Origin of the sequence: Streptomyces cacaoi (genome assembly GCF_006539165.1) — a bacterium.
Lineage (GTDB): Bacteria > Actinomycetota > Actinomycetes > Streptomycetales > Streptomycetaceae > Streptomyces > Streptomyces cacaoi.
In genome coordinates this window covers 1-16,058 of record NZ_BJMM01000003.1, presented here as the reverse complement: position 1 = coordinate 16,058, position 16,058 = coordinate 1, and the positions used below count along the sequence as shown (strand labels likewise).

The window sequence follows — 16,058 nt, the reverse complement described above, 5'->3', positions numbered from 1 at the left end:
AGTGCCCGTGCGAACGTGCACCGATGATGCCCCTCCGGACGAGCGATACGCCTTACACGACTGTCGAAGGCGGGTAACCGACGCTAGGCTGGCGAATGCGCGTCGGCACATTCCGTGGGCATACGGCAGGACTTCTCACCCCGTCGGAACCGTGATAAATCACGGTCGACATCAGGCCGTACGCGCCCCCCACGCAATACGAGGTCACTCGCTCACGCCCCCCGGTCCCGCAGGTGGAGACCCCGGGGATTCGGCCTGTTGCCCCCTTCCACGAAACGCGGCGGCCGGTTAGCGGAAACCTCACTCGAACATATCTCGTATAAACTTCGCCCCAGAGGCGGGAGTTGACGCGTATCGCGCCCCCGTTCGACGGCCCGCGCCCGCGATCCCCCGCCCTCGTGCCGACGCCGCTGTCCGCGCGCTCCTGAGCTCGACAGTCTCCGACGAGAGGCGACCCGCTATGCCGCTGCACGCTCCCCCGGCCCCCGCAGCTGCCCTGCGCAGCATCCTGACCGCACTCGGCTCACCGACCGCACTCCGCAGCTCCCGTGTACCCGCCGCCGTCCGCACCGCGACCGGCCCCCTCCACCCCGAACTCCCGCTTCCCGTACACGAGTTGGCGCGGGTCGCGGCACACGGACGGACCGGGCCGCCCGTCACCCGGCTCACCGGCTGGCGCTTCCTGCTACGCGAGGAGACCGGGGCCCCCGAGCACCCCGAGAGCTCCGAGCACACCGCGCAGACCGGACACTCCACGCAGGCCGGACACCCGGCCCCCGAGGCCCCCGGCGGCCGCGGCCGGTCCGGCCATGTGTGCGCCGCCGAGGCGGTGCTCACCGCCGACGGCTGGGCCTTCGGCCACTTCTCCCAGGGCCCGTACGTCTTCTCGGGCCTGCGGGCGCTGCGCCAGGCCGAGTCGCTGACGGCCGCCTTCCAACCCCGGCTGCTGTCGGTGCCCGAGCTGTACATGGTGATGCTCTGGCTGCACGCGAACCCGTCGGCCGACCCCGCGACGAGCACACCCGGCCCGGCGGATCTGCTGGTGCCGCTGGCCCCCGCGCCGCCCGGCATCGCCTCGCACACCTCCCACCGGATGGACGCGCTCCTGCCGCAGCTCACCCGCCGCCTGCTCACACCCCCGCTGCTGCGCGGCACGGCCCCCGGTGCCGAGCGGCCCGCGGCCGTGGACACCGCGGGGCTGTGACACCGGCACCCCGGCGGAGACGGGCCTGACCGTCACACGCCACCGGCCGCGCCGGCGCACCGAGGTGCGCCGGCGCGGCCGTGTGCGGTCCCGGCGGGCCGGGTGCGCGTGCGTACCCCAAAGGGTCAACGCCCCGTGTCCGGCGGCTTGTTGGGCGCAACCACCCGCCCGGGTGACGCGTCTGAGCGGATGGGTACGTGCTGACCCGAAATCCCTGCGGATTCGAGCCGGCGGCGCAACACTGGGGGAAGACCGCAACGTACGGGGGGACGTCCATGGACAGTCACAGCCGCAGGACTCAGACCACTCGACGGAAGACGACAGCGACCATGTGCCAGCACCAGCCACCGTGCCCGACAGCGGACTCAGCAGACCGGGAGGCGGCCCAGCCCGTCGCCCACCACCCCGAACAGGGCTGGAGTCTGCTCTGCAACGGCGTCCTCCTCTTCGAGGACACCGGTGAGCTGCTGCCGGACGGCAAGATCATCGACCCGCACCGCCCCCCGGGCACCCGGCACGTCACCACGGCCGCCTGAGCGGGCGCGCCGCTCCACGAGAACTGAAACCCCTGGAAGAACAGCGGACAAAGGGCCGGCACGGCAGTCGCCGTACCGGCCCTTCTCCGTGCTCCGCCGCGCGGGACGCGGCGCGCTCAGCCGCTCAGCCGTCGTACTCCGCCACCGGCGGGCACGAGCAGACCAGGTTGCGGTCGCCGTACGCGCCGTCGATCCGGCGCACCGGCGGCCAGTACTTGTCGGCTGCGTGCACGCCCGCGGGGAACACGGCCTCCGTACGGCCGTAGCCGTGCTCCCACTCACGGCCCAGCTGGGCCGCGGTGTGCGGCGCGTTGCGCAGCGGGTTGTCGTCCGCGTCCCACTCCCCCGAGCCGACCCGGTCGATCTCGGCACGGATGGCGATCATCGCCTCGCAGAACCGGTCGAGTTCGGCCAGGTCCTCGCTCTCCGTCGGCTCCGTCATCAGCGTCCCCGCGACGGGGAAGGACATCGTCGGCGCGTGGAAGCCGTAGTCGATCAGCCGCTTGGCGACGTCGTCGATGCTCACGCCCGTCTGCTTGGTCAGCCCGCGCACATCGATGATGCACTCGTGCGCCACCAGCCCGCCGGGCCCGGTGTAGAGCACCGGGTAGTGCGGCTCCAGCCGCTTGGCGATGTAGTTGGCGCTGAGCACCGCGACCTGCGTGGCCCTGCGCAGCCCCTCGCCGCCCATCAGCCGCACATACGCCCACGAGATCGGCAGGATGCCCGCCGAGCCCCACGGAGCCCCGGAGACCGGACCGATCCCCGTCTCCGGCCCGGCCTCGGGCTGGAGCGGATGGTTGGGCAGATACGGCGCCAGATGCGCCCGCACCCCGATCGGCCCGACGCCCGGACCGCCGCCGCCGTGCGGGATGCAGAAGGTCTTGTGCAGATTCAGATGCGAGACGTCCGCACCGAACCGGCCCGGCTTCGCCAGCCCCAGCAGCGCGTTGAGGTTCGCGCCGTCCACGTACACCTGGCCGCCCGCGTCGTGCACGGCCGCGCACACCTCGGTGATGTGCTCCTCGAAGACGCCGTGCGTCGAGGGGTAGGTGACCATGAGCACCGCCAGCTCGTCGGCGTGCTTGTCGATCTTCTCGCGCAGATCGGCCACGTCGACGTCGCCGTTGTCGCTGGTCTTGACGACGACGACCTTCATCCCCGCCATCACCGCGCTCGCCGCGTTGGTGCCGTGCGCCGACGAGGGGATGAGGCACACGGTGCGCTGCGCGTCACCGTTGGCCCGGTGGTAGGCACGCACGGCCAGCAGCCCGGCGAACTCGCCCTGCGAGCCGGCGTTGGGCTGCAACGAGACCTTGTCGTACCCGGTGACCTCGGCGAGCCGCTCCTCCAGCTCGCGGATCAGCGTCAGATACCCGGCGGCCTGGTCGACCGGCGCGAAGGGGTGCAGCCCCCCGAACTCCGGCCAGGTCACCGGCTCCATCTCGGTGGTGGCGTTGAGCTTCATCGTGCACGAGCCGAGCGGGATCATGCCGCGGTCCAGCGCGTAGTCCCGGTCGGACAGCCGGCGCAGATAGCGCAGCATGGCCGTCTCGGAGCGGTGCTCGTGGAAGACCGGGTGCGTCAGGTACTCGTCCTCGCGCAGCAGTGCGTCCGGCAGCGCGTCCCCGGTGCGCCCGTCCAGCTCGTCGATGTCGGCGTCGGGCACCCCGAACGCCTGCCAGACGGTGCGCAGCTGCTCGCGCGCGGTGGTCTCGTCGCAGGCGATGCCGACGTGGTCGCCGTCGACCTGCCGCAGGTTGACACCGCTCTCGCACGCCCGCCGGACGATCTCGGCGGCCCGGCCGGGCACCCGCGCGGTCACCGTGTCGAAGAACGCGTCGTGCACCAGCTCCACGCCGCCGGCGCGCAGCCCCTCGGCGAGGACGGCCGCGTACCGGTGGGTCCGGCGGGCGATCGCCGCCAGCCCGTCCGGGCCGTGGTAGGCCGCGTACATCCCCGCCATGACGGCGAGCAGGACCTGCGCGGTGCAGATGTTGCTGGTGGCCTTCTCCCGGCGGATGTGCTGCTCCCGCGTCTGGAGCGCCAGCCTGTAGGCCGGTTCGCCGTCCACGTCCTTGGAGACGCCGACGAGCCGCCCGGGGAGGCTGCGTGCGAACTTCTCGCGCACCGCCATGTACCCGGCGTGCGGACCGCCGAAGCCCATCGGCACCCCGAACCGCTGGCTGGAGCCCACGGCGATGTCGGCCCCCAGCTCGCCGGGCGAGGTGAGCAGCGTCAGCGCCAGCAGATCGGCGGCGACGGTCACCACGGCCCCGAGTTCATGGGCCCGCTCGATCACCGCGCGGTGGTCCCGCACCGCACCGGACGCACCGGGGTACTGGAGCAGCACGCCGAACACCCCGCGCTCGGCGACCTCTTCCGGAACACCGTCGTCCAGATCCGCGACGACGATCTCCACCCCCGTCGGCTCGGCCCGCGTCCGCAGCACCGCGACCGTCTGCGGCAGACAGTCGGCGTCCACCAGGAAGACACCGTTCTTGACCTTGCCCACCCGGCGGGAGAGCGCCATCGCCTCGGCCGCCGCCGTCGATTCGTCCAGCAGCGAGGCGCCCGAGGTCGGCAGCCCCGTCAGATCGGAGATCACCGTCTGGAAGTTGAGCAGCGCCTCCAGCCGGCCCTGCGAGATCTCCGGCTGGTACGGGGTGTACGCCGTGTACCAGGCCGGGTTCTCCATGACGTTGCGCAGCACGACGGGGGGTGTGAACGTGCCGTAGTACCCCAGGCCGATCATCGAGTGCAGCACCCGGTTCCGCCCGGCGAGCGCGCGCAGCTCGGCCAGCACGTCCGCCTCGCTGCGGGCCTCGGGCAGCGCCAGCCGCTCGGTGCTCTTGATCACCTCGGGGACGGCAGCGGCGGTCAGCTCGTCGAGGGAGCCGTAGCCGACCTGCGCGAGCATCTTGGCCTGCGCACCGGCGTCCGGCCCGATATGGCGGCTCTCGAACGGTGCGCCGCGCTCCAGCGCGGCCAGCGGGGTGCGATGGGAAGTCATCTGGGGGCCTCCTGGTCTCTGCGACCTTCGAGGGCACCTGGGACGGGTGCCCGGACGGCCTCCCCCTCTGTCATCTCAACCTGAGAGCTTCACCGGTCCCGCCCACAGTCCCGGCCGGTCCGGCTTTCACCGTCGGTGAGGAGGGGCCCCGGCGATGGCTCCCCGGGCCCGCCCTGCTTTCCAGAGTGACCTCGTCCGCGCGGTACCTGAGCCTGAGAGATTCCGGGGAGGAGTTGCTCCTTCGGCGCCTCCGGCAGTTCACCGGAGAACTCTCCCGCGCGGGGTCGACAGCCACTTGCGAGCCTATCAGCGAGGGACCGTCCGGTAACCGGGTCCGCACTCGAGTGGCCAATAACCGAGAAGTACCGTTTCGTTGTGAGTACGAGTCCGACGCCCAGGGCGAACCGTGGGAGGGAGACAACCGTGCAGACCGAGATCGACCCCCGGAGCCTGATCGGCCGCAAGGCGTTCGACAGCGAGGGCACCAAGATCGGCACAGTCGACGAGGTCTACCTCGACGACGCGACCGGCAGCCCGGAGTGGGCGGCCGTCCGTACCGGCCTGTTCACCCGTGACGCCTTCGTCCCGCTCGAACCGAGCAGCGTCGCCGAGGACGGCCTGCGCGTCCCCTACGAACGCTCCCTGATCAAGGGCGCCCCGGACCTCGGCGTCGGCCGGCACCTCTCCCCCGAACAGGAGCTGGAGCTGTACCGGCACTACGGCCTGGACGTCCCGGCCGACGACTCCGCCACGCCCCCCGACCGCGACTTCGGCCGCATAGCCGGGGCCGAGGAGTGACCCACCGGGTCCTCCCGGCCCCACCCCCACCCGGGCACTGAGAACCGCACACTCGCCCGCCCCCGGGCCACACGCCCCGGCCCAACTGCTCAGGCCCGGTCCGAGAGCCGGGGCCGGTCTGCCCCGGCCAGAGGGAGCCCGGAACCAGGCTTCCCAGACCAGGGAGGGCCAGGGCCACGCTGCCCGATACCGACGGCCACGCCCGGGGCCGGACCCGCGCACAGCCGGAGCCAGGCCGCCCGGGCCCGATTCCAGGCGGGGGCCGAGGTGTCCAGGTCCGAAGCCGGGCCGCGGGCCAGGGCCGGGACGAGGCCCGGCTAGCGTGCCGGCTCCGCCCCGCCCCGCTCCGCCGCGGCCCGGCCCCCGGCCAGCACCTCCGCGATCGCGGCATCCAGCATCCGCGGCTCCGCCGGCTGCAACTCGGGATCGTCCACCGAGAACGTCCGCACCCGCCCCGGCGGCGTATCCGGCTCCTCGAAGCGGACGGTCACCTTCCCGACGCCGCTGCCCTGCACCCAGCCCCGGCCGTACCCGGCATGCCGCACATCCCGCCCCGGGACCCACCGGCGGTCCTGCACCGTGTCCTCCTCGACCGGCTCCGGCACGCCCCCGGTGTCCTCGGCAGAGCCGACCTCCCCGGCCTCCTCCCCCACCGCCTCGGCCTTCTCCGCCTCACCGGCCTCCTGCGCTGCCTGCGCGAACAGATCCTCCTGTGTGAAGTCCGCGAGCCCGCTCACGCCCACGCCCAGCAGCCGCACCCCCGCCGTGGTGTCCACCCCGTCGAGCAGCCGCTGCGCGGCCTCCTTGACCACTCCCGGATCGTCCGTCGGCCCGCGCAGCGTCTCGGAGCGGGTCAGCGTGGAGAAGTCGTAGCTGCGCACCTTGATCACGACGGTGCGCCCCGAGCGCCCGGCGGCGCGCAGCCGCGTCACACAGCGCTCGGCCAGCCGCTCCACCTCCCACCGCACCCGCGTGCGGTCGGTGAGGTCCACGTCGTAGGTGTCCTCGACCGAGACCGACTTGGCGTCCCGCTCCGCGACCACCGGACGCTCGTCCACCCCGTGCGCCATCGCGTACACCGAGGCCCCGTGCGCCTTGCCCAGCAGCCGCACCAGCTCCTCGGACCCCGCCTCGGCCGTCTCCCCCACGGTCGTGATGCCGGCCCTGCGCAGCGTCTCGGCCGTGGCCGGGCCGACGCCCGGCAGGATCCGCACCGGCATCGGCGCCAGCATGTCCCGCTCGGTACCCGGCTCGATGAGTACGATCCCGTCCGGTTTGGCCTGCTCGGAGGCGATCTTGGCGAGCATCTTCGACCCCGCGAGCCCCACCGAGCCGCTCAGCCCGGTGGCCGCCCGGATCGCCGCCCGCAGCCGCTCCCCCACCCGGTGCGCCCCGTCGGCGTCCCGCACCGGCCGGGCCGGCGCCTCGGCGGCCTCCAGATCGACGAACGCCTCGTCCAGACTGAGCGGCTCCACCAGCGGCGAGAGCTCGTGCAGCAGCTCCATGACGACGTCGCTCACCTTGCGGTAGAGCCCGAAGCGCGGCCCCAGATAGGCGGCGTTCGGACACAGCCGCCGGGCCTGCGCCGTCGGCATCGCCGAGTGCACCCCGAAGCGCCGGGCCTCGTAGGAAGCGGTGGAGACGACCCCGCGGGGCCCGAGCCCGCCGACGATCACCGGCTTCCCGCGCAGGCTGGGCTTGGAAGCCTGCTCAACGGCGGCGAAGAAGGCATCCATGTCCAGATGCAGGATGGTCGGCTGGTCCCTCACATCTGCCGATGGTGCCGTACGGGTCCGACAATCTCAGCCGGCGCGGTTGCGCCGACGTGCCAGCTCGTCCTCGGGGTGATGGCCGATCAGCGTCTCGCCGGTGTCCACCCGCTCCCCGTGCAGCTGCGAGAGCGCCCCCTCGACGTCCTTCCAGACGACGCCGACGGCGATACCGAACACGCCCTGTCCGCCCTGGAGCAGATCGACGACCTCGTCGGGCGAGGAGCACTCGTAGACGGTGGCCCCGTCGCTCATCAGCGTCATCCGCGCCAGGTCCGTCCTGCCGCGCGAGCGCAGATGGCGCACGGCGGCGCGGATGTTCTGGAGCGAGACGCCGGTGTCCAGCAGCCGCTTCACGATCTTGAGGACGACGATGTCCCGGAAGCTGTAGAGCCGCTGGCTGCCCGATCCGTAGGCGGGTCTGATGCTGGGCTCGACCAGGCCGGTGCGGGCCCAGTAGTCGAGTTGCCGGTAGGTGATGCCGGCCGCGGAACAGGCGGTGGGGCCTCGATACCCGACCTCGTCCGGCGCCGGGTCCACGGTGGTGTTCAAGGAATCGGACGGTGGCCCGGCCGGGCCACCGGAGAGGGGGGAATCGCCAGCCGCTGTATCTCCACCGCCGGTGCTCACCACGCCGACCTCCGTCCTTCACATCCCGGGTTGCCCCGGAACCTGCCCACCTGAAGGTAGGCAGTCGCCCCGAGTGCGTCAACGATCGCCACACTCGGCACGGCGGGTGATAATCCCCTCCGGAGTGGTTTCGTGTACCCGTGAGCGGGAATAGCTGGCCGTTTGGCCGAAGCCGCCGTAACCGGCGCCATCATCGGCAGCCCGGTGCCGCTCACTGGTTGCTGGTGCCGAAGTCCTCCGGCGAGATCTGGTCGAGGAACTCGCGGAACTTCTCCACTTCGTCCTCCTGCTCGTCCGGAATCGCGATACCGGCGTCGTCCAGCACGTCGTCACTGCCGTAGATCGGCGTCCCCGTGCGGAGAGCCAGCGCTATGGCGTCGGACGGGCGGGCGCTCACTTCGACACCGCTGGCGAAGACCAGCTCGGCATAGAAGACGCCTTCCCGCAGGTCGACGATGCGGACCGCGGTGAGCTCCTGTCCCACTGCTTCCAGGACGTCCTTGAACAGGTCATGGGTGAGTGGGCGTGCGGGGGTCATGCCCTGTTGTGCGAAGGCGATCGCGGTCGCCTCTCCGGGGCCGATCCAGATGGGGAGGTAGCGATCGCCTCCCACTTCTCGCAGGAGCACGATCGGTTGGTTGGTGGGCATTTCCACCCGGACACCCACGACGTCGAGCTCATTCACACAGCAACCCTAGGCCGTGCCACGCCTGTTTGGGTAGTCGGGCCGCCTTCGGCGAGGGCATCCGTGTGCCGAATCAGTCACCGTGCGGGCCCAGCGAGGACCGGACGAAGGCCGCGTGGAGCCGTACGGACAGCGCCGCGATCTCCTCGGCCGTGCGCTCGGCGTGGGCGCGGGTGCGCGCGTCCGGGTGCCGCCGCAGCGGGGCGACGATGCTGGCGACCAGATCGGTCTGGCGCTCGGCGGCGATCTTCACCGCGCGCAGATGCCGGGCCTGCAACCCGTATCCGCCCAGCTCGGCGGCGAGCCGGGCCACCGCGGCCTGGGCCGGCGCATAGGAGCCGTCCGGCCGGGCGTCGAGCAGTCCGTACGCCTCCCAGTCGGCGAGCTGCTCCTCGCCGGCGCCGGCCGCCGCGAGCACTCCCGCCCGGCCCATACGCGCGGTGCCACCGGCGTGCGCCGGCGCGGCGGCGGCGTCGGCCGGTTCCGCCGGTGCTGCACCACCGGGCCGGGAGGCTTCCTCCTGGAAGCGCTGCGCGATCGCGGAGAGCGACAGGCACTCGTCCCGCCGCAGCCGCAGCACCCGGCGCAGCCGCTCGACCTCCCGCGGCCCGAAAAGCCGGTGCCCGGACGCCGAGCGCCCGGGCACCACGAGGCCCTCGGCCTCGAAGAAACGGATCGTGGAGACGGTCGTACCGGGAAACTCCGCACGCAGCTCCCTGGCGACCGCGCCGACGCTCATCGGGAAACGCTCCCCGGTGGCGTCGGCCCGGGTCACCTCGGGGACTCCGTGCGGCATGGGGCCTCCCGTGGGCGGGTCAGGGGTTCCGCGGGCTCGTGAAGAAGACCAGCCGGTACTTGCCGATCTGCACCTCGTCCCCGTTGCCCAGCGGGACGCCGGACTCGATGCGCTCGCGGTTGACGTAGGTGCCGTTCAGGCTTCCGACGTCGCTGACCGTGAAGACGCCGTCCGGGCCGCGGCGGAATTCCACGTGGCGGCGGGAGACGGTCACATCGTCCAGGAAGATGTCGCTCTCCGGGTGGCGCCCCGCTGTGGTCAGCTCGTTGTCCAGCAGGAAACGGCTGCCGGAGTTCGGGCCGCGCCGCACGATCAGCAGCGCAGAGCCCATCGGGAGGGCGTCCACGGCCGCCTGTGCCTCGGGCGGCAGCACCGGTGAGGCGTGCTGCCCGGTCACCTCCGCCTCGTAGGCCTCCAGCCCGGAGATGGAGATCGTGGACGTCGTCTCGGACGACTCCACGGGAGCGCCGCCCTTGAGAGGGGCTCCGCAGTTGGAGCAGAAGCGGCTCGTCTCCGATACGCCCGCTCCGCACCTGTTACACACCGGCAAGGAAGACCCTCCACCCGTCGACGAGGTTGGCGGTGCCTGGGAACCTATGCGGCCCTGCGCACCAGGGTCAACAGAAGCAGCGCCGTGACCACCCGAATTGTCCCCGGGACGGGAAGCGACCTCGTCCCGGAACAGGGGGCGCTCGCCGCTGTTTTCAGGCGCCCCCGGCGTGTCCCCGGGACGGGCGGCGGCACGATGCCGCGCGGCACCCGCACCGCCGTCGCGGCGGTTCTTGCCGAACAACTTCGCAAAAAAACTCACGGGCGATTCCCCTCGCACGAAACAGACCCGCCCGTGGGGCAGGACGAACCCTCAATGCTCTCACTGGTCACACAGGATGCCTGGACAACGTCCGTGACCTGTAGACAGTTTCCACCACGCAGTGGTGAACGGACCTGGCGACCCCCCGCAACTCCTATCACCATCTCACTGCGATGACGACCGAGCGTAATCAGGACGCTTCGCCTGTCGCAAGGCGTCCACTGTGATCTTCTCAGAGCGGCTGATGGACGCTTTCGCCTGCTTGTTCTTGAGCGTCTGCACCACTCCGCCGGGGATGTTCAGGGCCGGTTCGAGATCGGCCGGCTTGCCGATGACCTCGAACCGGTACGGCTGGCTGACCCCGTGTCCGTCCACGCTCACGCCCCCGCCGCTGTCGGAGAAGTAGGTACTCGCCACGACGCGCACGCCGTTGATCTGGATCGCCTCCGCTCCCGCGGCACGCAGCTCCTGGACGGCGTCGAGCAGCGTGTCCGAATCGGTGGCGCCCTTGGGGTCGTTGATCGTCAGGCGGATACCCGGGCCCTCGGCGGCGACGGTGCCCGCCAGGACACCGAGCTGGGCCTCCTTCTCGGCCGTCTGCTTGCGGGCCTCCTCGGCCTGGTCGGAGCTGTTGTCCAGCTCGGTGCGGTGCTTGTCCAGCTCCCGCTTCTCGTCCTCCAGGCGCTTGGTGCGGTCGTCGAGTTCGTCGAGGATGCGCACCAGGTCCTCGTGACGGGCGCCGCGCAGCGCGCTGTTCTCGCTCGTGGAACGCACCTGGATGGCCAGGCCGAGCCCCAGGACGAACAGCAGGAGCGCCACGATGAGTTGCGCGCGCGTCACCCGCGGTGGCCACACGGCCTTGGCGAGGCGCTGCCGGCCGGTCAGCGCACCGCCGCCGTCACCGGTACCGCCCTGCGACTCGGACTGCGGCTCCGGCTCCGGCCGGGGCTCGGGCCGCGGTTCCGGGCCGGCCTCCGGCCGCGGCCGCTCGGGCGGGAGCGCCCGTTTCCGGTCCGACGGCGGTCCGCTGCCGCCCGGCGTACGGCCGCTGTCCGGCGTCCGGTCCTGGTCCGGGGGTGGGGTCTCGTCGCTCACCGGCCTCACGCCCTGAAGATGTGCCGGCGGATGGCCGCGGCGTTGGAGAAGATGCGGATGCCGAGCACGACGACCACCCCGGTGGACAGCTGGGCGCCGACGCCGAGCTTGTCACCGAGGAAGACGATCAGCGCGGCCACGACCACGTTCGACAGGAACGAGACGACGAAGACCTTGTCGTCGAAGATGCCGTCCAGCATGGCGCGCAGACCGCCGAAGACGGCGTCCAGCGCGGCCACGACGGCGATGGGCAGATAGGGCTCGACGACCGTCGGCACCACAGGCCGGACGACCAGTCCTGCCACGACTCCCACCACGAGGCCCAGTACGGCGATCACGATGTGCTGCCCTTTCCTGTCTGCACAGGTTTCGCTGTTCGAATGATCAGGCTCGGAGCGGCCTGCAACCGCACCTTGTCCTGCACGGAGATGTTCGTTCTGACGCCGTAGTCCTTGTGCAGCACGTAGAGGTACCGGCCGTCCACGCTGTCCTGGAAACGGTCGCTGAGCTTCCGCCCCGGCCCCACCGCGAGCAGCGTATACGGCGGCACGAGCGGCTTGTTGTCGACGAGGATCGCATCGCCCGCCGCCCGGATCGCCGAGCGCGACGTGAGACGCTCGCCGTTGACGGAAACGGCCTCGGCGCCGGACTGCCACAGGCCGTTGACCACGCGCTGGAGATCACGGTCCCGGATGCGGCCGGTGTCGGAGAAGCCGTCGCTGCGGCGCGGCCCGTCGCCCTCGCCCGAACTGCTGTCCTCCGCGTCGTCGACGACGAGTTTGACGCCCGGGCCCTCCACGGGCGTGGCACCGGCCAACAGCGAGGTGGTTCTGCCGCGTTCGTTGCCGTGCTTTTCCAGCGCCTCGCGCTGCTTCTTCTCGACGGAGGCCCGCAGGCCGTCGACGTCCTTCTGGAGCGCGTCGGCGTTCTGGTTGCCGCTCTCGATCCGCTCGATGAGCTCCTGCTTCTCCTTCGCGATGGTCGGCGCGGAGAGCCGGGCCTGCGCGGCACCGACGGTGACGACGAGCGCCGCGAGCACGAGCCCGGCCGCGAGCCCCAGTTTCGCGCGCAGGGTGCGCGGCAGTCCGGAACGGCCCTCGACCCCACGCCGGGCTGCGGCCTGCGCATAGCCGTCGTCGAGGCTGTGCTCCATCACATTGGTCAGCAGCGACATGGAGGCGTCGGGCCGCGCAGACCTCGATGCGGTGTTCCCCCGGGGGCGCTGCTGCGGCATGCCGCACATCGTCGCACGTCGCGTCCCTACCGCCGAAACGGGCCCACTCGTGCGACGTACGGCGGGACTTGCGCGCGAATCCGGCAGGCCCCGCCGTACGGGAGGTCAGCGTCCGGCGCTGTCCACGACCTCGGCCCACTCGTCGAGGAGGGCCTCGGCCGACTCCTCGTCGGGGCCCTCGGCCCACAGGTGGGTCACGGCCTCGGCCGGGTCGGGCAGCACCATCACCCAGCGGCCGTCGGACTCGACGACGCGCACACCGTCGGTCGTGTCGACCGACCGGTCACCCGCCGCCTCGACGACCGTACGCATCACAAGTCCCTTGACCGCCCAGGGTGTTGCCAGGTCGCGGCGGTGCACATGGGCGCGCGGGATACGGGCGTCGATCTGGCTCAGCGTCAGCTGCGTACGGGCGACCAGCCCGATGAGCCGCACGAAGGCCGCCGAACCGTCGTAGACCGAGCTGAACTCGGGGACGATGAAGCCGCCGCGGCCGTCGCCGCCGAAGACGGTCGCCTCGTCACGGCAGACGCGGGTGAGGTCGTCGGGCGAACTCGTCGTCCACTCGACCTGCGTGCCGTGGTACGCGGCGACCTGCTCGGCGATCCGCGTCGTGGTCACCGGCAGCGCCACCCGGCCGCTGCGCCGCTCGGCGGCCACCAGGTCCAGCATCACCAGCAGGGCCCGGTCGTCCTCGACGATGCACCCGTGCTCGTCCACCAGCGACAGCCGCTCGCCCACCGGGTCGAACCGCACACCGAACGCCGCGCGTGCGGAGGCCACGATCTCGCCGAGGCGCACCAGCCCGGCCCGCCGCGTCTCCGCCGTCTCGGTCGGGCGCGATTCGTCCAGGCCCGGGTTGATCGTCAGCGAGTCGACGCCCAACCGCCCCAGCAGGCTGGGCAGCACGAGCCCCGCACTGCCGTTGGACGCGTCGACGACGACCTTCAGCCCGGACTCGGCGATGCCCGCGGTGTCCACGGCGCGCAGCAGCGCTCCCGTGTAGGAGTCGTACACGCTGGACGGGAAGTGCAGGTCCCCGATCTCCCCGGGGAACGCCCTGCGGTACTCCTGGCGTGCGTAGACGCGGTCGAGCTTGCGCTGGCCGGCCTGCGAGAGATCGGCGCCGCGCTCGTCGAGGAACATGATGTCGACCGAGTCCGGCACCCCGGGCGTCGTACGGATCATGATGCCGCCGGCGGTGCCCCGCGCCGTCTGCTGGCGGGCGACGGGCAGCGGGACGTTCTCCAGGTCCCGGACGTCCATCGCGCTGCTCTGCAAAGCGGAGATCATCGCGCGCTTGAGGGCGCGCGCACCGCGGGAGTGGTCCCGGGCCGTGGTGACCGTCGAGCCCTTCTTCAGGGTCGTCGCGTACGCACCGGCGAGACGGACGGCCACCTCGGGGGTGATCTCGACGTTCAGGATGCCGGAGACGCCGCGCGCCCCGAACAGATGCGCCTGGCCCCGCGACTCCCAGATGACCGAGGTGTTGACGAAGGCGCCGGCCTCGATCGTCTTGAACGGATAGACCCGCACATTGCCCTGGACGATCGATTCCTCACCGATGAAGCACTCGTCGCCGACGACCGCTCCGTCCTCCAGCCGCGCCGCCCGCATGACATCGGTGTTCTTGCCGATCACACAGCCGCGCAGATTGCACTGCGGGCCGATGTAGACGTTGTCGTCGACGACGGCACGGTGCAGGAAGGCCCCGCTCTTGACGACGACGTTCGAGCCGATCACCGAGTGTTCCCGGATCTCGGCGCCGGCCTCGACCTTGGCGTAGTCGCCGATGAACAGGGGGCCGCGGAGCGTGGCGTCGGGATGCACCTCGGCGCCCTCCGCCACCCAGACCCCCGGCGAGATCTCGAAGCCGTCCCGCTCGGCGTCGACCTTGCCCTCCAGCGCGTCGGCCTGCGCCTTGACGTAGCTCTCCAGGGTGCCGACGTCTTCCCAGTAACCCTCCGCGACATAGCCGTAGATGGGCTTGCCTTCCTTCATCAGCCGCGGAAAGACGTCTCCCGACCAGTCCACCGAGACATCCGACTCCACGTAATCGAAGACCTCGGGCTCCATCACATAGATGCCGGTGTTCACGGTGTCGGAGAAGACCTGCCCCCAGGTCGGCTTCTCCAGAAAGCGCTCGACCCGGCCGTCCTCGTCGACGATGGTGATGCCGAATTCGAGCGGGTTCGGCACCCGGGTCAGACAGACGGTGACCATCGCTCCGCGTTCCCGGTGGAAACGGATGAGATCGCTCAGATCGAAGTCGGTGAGCGCATCCCCGGAGATGACGAGAAAGGCATCGTCCTTGAGCGCCTCCTCGGCGTTCTTGACGCTGCCCGCGGTGCCGAGCGGCTTCTCCTCGTGGGCGTACGTCAGCTCCATACCGAGCTCCTCGCCGTCCCCGAAATAATTCTTCACGAGGGAGGCCAGGAATTGGACGGTCACAACGGTTTCCGTCAGCCCATGCCGTTTGAGCAGCCGCAGAACGTGCTCCATGATGGGCCGGTTGACCACCGGCAGCAGGGGCTTGGGCATGCTCGCGGTCATGGGCCGAAGACGCGTGCCTTCGCCACCAGCCATTACGACGGCCTTCATGTACGGAACGCCCTCCTCGCACAGACGACGGTAAATGCCGACTTCCACCCCGTTCGGGGGCTGCCCTCATCGCGTCACCGGATGGGCAGCCAGCAGCTGCGACGTCGAAAGACGGGCTCAGTCGGCCGGGGCACCCGCCTTGACGAGTCGGCGGACCTGGACCACGTAGAGGACCCCTGCCCACCAGTACAGAGCAGTACCCCAACCTGCGAACGCCCATCCGAAAATTGCAGCGAGCGAGGCCAGCCAACCACCACCGTCGCTGAGGAGCAACAGGGGGAACGCGTACATGAGATTGAAGGTGGCGGCCTTGCCGAGGAAGTTGACCTGCGGTGGAGCGTATCCGTGCCGGTCCAGCACCCAGACCATGACGAGCAGCACCAACTCCCGGAGCAGCAGTACACCGGTGAGCCAGATGGGGAGGATCTCCCGCCAGGTGAGCCCGAGAAGCGTGGAAAGGATGTACAGCCGGTCCGCGGCGGGGTCCAGAATCCGGCCGAGGCTGCTGATCTGGTTCCAGCGTCGCGCGAGCTTTCCGTCGAGATAGTCGCTCACACCGCTCGCGGCGAGCACCAGAAGCGCCCATCCGTCGCAGTTCGGCCCCCCGAAGACGGGCCACAGGATGAGCCACAGGAACACCGGCACCCCGACCAGGCGCGCCATGCTGAGGATGTTCGGGATGGTGAGGACCCGGTCCGTCTGGACCCGTGTCTCCTGGACCTCCACCCGGCCTCCCGTGAAGTAGCAGTAACGGCAATCCAGACGACCTTACCCGGACGTGCTCACCCACCGTGCACGGGGGTTGGCCCCGTACTCCCACCGTGGAATCGACCTCGGCCGGCGCCTCCGTAAGGCCGGCGAGCACGGCATTTCCGGACATGAAAAC

At 71.0% G+C, this 16,058-nt stretch carries 14 protein-coding genes and 1 riboswitch; of the genes, 3 read left to right on the top strand and 11 right to left on the bottom strand.

All coding sequences use genetic code 11. The annotated features are described in order from the left end of the window. Window positions 1-460: 460 nt before the first annotated feature. Both SCA03_RS03355 and SCA03_RS03350 read left to right on the top strand, forming a co-directional pair. The gene (locus SCA03_RS03355; protein WP_141275195.1) at window positions 461-1,204 is read left to right on the top strand and encodes a hypothetical protein; all 744 of its coding nucleotides are present in this window, start codon (window positions 461-463) and stop codon (window positions 1,202-1,204) included. Between the two features lie 329 nt (window positions 1,205-1,533). Further along, window positions 1,534-1,740 (top strand): DUF5999 family protein, encoded by a 207-nt coding sequence (locus SCA03_RS03350; protein ID WP_030884350.1) that lies wholly within the window; start codon window positions 1,534-1,536, stop codon window positions 1,738-1,740. 124 nt (window positions 1,741-1,864) lie between these two features. Here the strand turns inward: SCA03_RS03350 and gcvP are convergent, their stop codons facing one another. Then, window positions 1,865-4,753: an aminomethyl-transferring glycine dehydrogenase gene (gene gcvP, locus SCA03_RS03345; RefSeq protein WP_141275194.1), complete on the bottom strand. Its 2,889-nt coding sequence runs from the start codon at window positions 4,751-4,753 to the stop codon at window positions 1,865-1,867. A gap of 190 nt (window positions 4,754-4,943) precedes the next feature. Next, a riboswitch (glycine riboswitch) is annotated at window positions 4,944-5,040 on the bottom strand. A gap of 136 nt (window positions 5,041-5,176) precedes the next feature. Here gcvP and SCA03_RS03340 point away from each other — a divergent pair. Continuing rightward, a complete protein-coding gene (locus SCA03_RS03340; protein WP_030884345.1) occupies window positions 5,177-5,551 on the top strand; it encodes a PRC-barrel domain-containing protein in 375 nt (124 codons plus the stop codon). Between the two features lie 317 nt (window positions 5,552-5,868). Here the strand turns inward: SCA03_RS03340 and SCA03_RS03335 are convergent, their stop codons facing one another. The 10 genes from SCA03_RS03335 to clsA form a co-directional block, all read right to left on the bottom strand. Then, window positions 5,869-7,320 (bottom strand): DNA polymerase IV, encoded by a 1,452-nt coding sequence (locus tag SCA03_RS03335; protein ID WP_141275193.1) that lies wholly within the window; start codon window positions 7,318-7,320, stop codon window positions 5,869-5,871. 33 nt (window positions 7,321-7,353) lie between these two features. Further along, on the bottom strand, window positions 7,354-7,953 hold the full coding sequence (locus SCA03_RS03330; protein WP_030884340.1) for a MerR family transcriptional regulator: 600 nt from the start codon (window positions 7,951-7,953) through the stop codon (window positions 7,354-7,356). Between the two features lie 208 nt (window positions 7,954-8,161). Continuing rightward, window positions 8,162-8,635, bottom strand: a complete 474-nt coding sequence (locus SCA03_RS03325) for a bifunctional nuclease family protein (RefSeq protein ID WP_030884337.1) — start codon at window positions 8,633-8,635, stop codon at window positions 8,162-8,164. Window positions 8,636-8,708: 73 nt separating this feature from the next. Continuing rightward, window positions 8,709-9,431 carry a transcriptional regulator FtsR gene (gene ftsR, locus SCA03_RS03320; protein WP_051857074.1) on the bottom strand — a complete coding sequence of 241 codons (723 nt, stop codon included), beginning with the start codon at window positions 9,429-9,431 and terminating at the stop codon, window positions 8,709-8,711. A 19-nt stretch (window positions 9,432-9,450) separates the two neighbouring features. Continuing rightward, window positions 9,451-10,284: a zinc-ribbon and FHA domain-containing protein gene (locus tag SCA03_RS03315; RefSeq protein ID WP_078873976.1), complete on the bottom strand. Its 834-nt coding sequence runs from the start codon at window positions 10,282-10,284 to the stop codon at window positions 9,451-9,453. 123 nt (window positions 10,285-10,407) lie between these two features. Further along, window positions 10,408-11,337, bottom strand: coding sequence for a DUF881 domain-containing protein (locus tag SCA03_RS03310; protein ID WP_086815689.1), 930 nt, complete (start codon window positions 11,335-11,337; stop codon window positions 10,408-10,410). A gap of 5 nt (window positions 11,338-11,342) precedes the next feature. After that, a complete protein-coding gene (locus tag SCA03_RS03305) occupies window positions 11,343-11,675 on the bottom strand; it encodes a small basic family protein (RefSeq protein ID WP_030884327.1) in 333 nt (110 codons plus the stop codon). Beyond that, on the bottom strand, window positions 11,672-12,571 hold the full coding sequence (locus tag SCA03_RS03300; RefSeq protein WP_169729641.1) for a DUF881 domain-containing protein: 900 nt from the start codon (window positions 12,569-12,571) through the stop codon (window positions 11,672-11,674). The genes SCA03_RS03305 and SCA03_RS03300 overlap by 4 nt, the downstream gene beginning before the upstream one ends. Before the next feature lie 105 nt (window positions 12,572-12,676). Continuing rightward, window positions 12,677-15,172 (bottom strand): mannose-1-phosphate guanyltransferase, encoded by a 2,496-nt coding sequence (locus SCA03_RS03295; RefSeq protein WP_030889799.1) that lies wholly within the window; start codon window positions 15,170-15,172, stop codon window positions 12,677-12,679. A gap of 117 nt (window positions 15,173-15,289) precedes the next feature. Beyond that, window positions 15,290-15,898 (bottom strand): cardiolipin synthase ClsA, encoded by a 609-nt coding sequence (clsA, locus tag SCA03_RS03290; protein WP_030884317.1) that lies wholly within the window; start codon window positions 15,896-15,898, stop codon window positions 15,290-15,292. Window positions 15,899-16,058 lie beyond the last annotated feature (160 nt).

What these genes read in the sequence shown, in the direction of transcription:
- SCA03_RS03355 (WP_141275195.1), top strand. Translation starts at nt 461, where the DNA reads ATGCCGCTGCACGCTCCCCCGGCCCCCGCAGCTGCCCTGCGCAGCATC.
- SCA03_RS03300 (WP_169729641.1), bottom strand. Translation starts at nt 12,571, where the DNA reads ATGCCGCAGCAGCGCCCCCGGGGGAACACCGCATCGAGGTCTGCGCGG.
- ftsR (WP_051857074.1), bottom strand. Translation starts at nt 9,431, where the DNA reads ATGCCGCACGGAGTCCCCGAGGTGACCCGGGCCGACGCCACCGGGGAG.
- gcvP (WP_141275194.1), bottom strand. Translation starts at nt 4,753, where the DNA reads ATGACTTCCCATCGCACCCCGCTGGCCGCGCTGGAGCGCGGCGCACCG.
- SCA03_RS03350 (WP_030884350.1), top strand. Translation starts at nt 1,534, where the DNA reads ATGTGCCAGCACCAGCCACCGTGCCCGACAGCGGACTCAGCAGACCGG.
- SCA03_RS03295 (WP_030889799.1), bottom strand. Translation starts at nt 15,172, where the DNA reads ATGAAGGCCGTCGTAATGGCTGGTGGCGAAGGCACGCGTCTTCGGCCC.